The 831-nt window shown below is 42.5% G+C and carries 1 protein-coding gene; it reads left to right on the top strand.

Annotated features, from left to right (window positions below):
- Positions 1-27: 27 nt before the first annotated feature.
- On the top strand, positions 28-831 hold an 804-nt coding region (locus ACU8YE_RS23685; RefSeq protein WP_446929772.1), incomplete at its 3' end, for a 4Fe-4S binding protein.

Raw genomic sequence — 831 nt, 5'->3', positions numbered from 1 at the left:
GTGAAAAAGACTTATGGAAAAAAATCAATGGAAATTGTTGAAAAAAATTACCAAGCGATTGATGCTACCTTTGAATCGCTGCAAGAAATTGTAGTTCCAGAAGATTGGGCAACCATTGTTTTAGAGCCAGAAAATCAAGAGTCGGAAGCTCCAGCTTTTGTGACAAATATTTTAGAACCAATCAATCGTCAAGAAGGGGATCAGCTGACCGTTTCAGATTTGATTGAAAACGGAATGAAGGGCGGTGCCATTCCTATGGGCACTGCGGCTTATGAAAAACGTGGCATTGCGTTAGAAGTGCCTGAGTGGCAAATGGATAAGTGTACGATGTGTAATGAATGTGCCTTTGTTTGTCCACATGCGGCTATTCGACCGTTTTTAGCGGATGAAGAAGAACTGAAAGAAGCACCTGCAGGTTTTGCCATGCGCGAAATGCGTGGCACAGATGGGTTGATGTATCGTATCCAAGTTTCTTTAGAAGACTGTACAGGTTGTGGTCTTTGTGTTCAGGCATGTCCCGTGAAAGACAAGGCGATTTTAATGAAACCTTATGAAACTCAGAAAGAGCAAGCGATGAATTGGGCCTTTGCGATGACTCTTAAACAAAAAGCCAACCCAGTCAAAAAACTTTCTGTTAAAGGTTCCCAATTTAACCAGCCATTGATGGAATTTTCAGGTGCTTGTGAAGGCTGTGGCGAAACACCTTATATTAAGTTGTTGACGCAATTATTTGGTGATCGAATGATGATTGCTAACGCAACAGGCTGTTCATCAATTTGGGGTGGTTCGTCACCGGTGACGCCTTATACAACGAACGAATGTGGCCAAGGA

The organism is Ralstonia sp. VS2407, assembly GCF_052950655.1.
The sequence above is the reverse complement of the archived record's forward strand: the minus strand, read 5'-3'. Positions and strand labels throughout refer to the sequence as shown.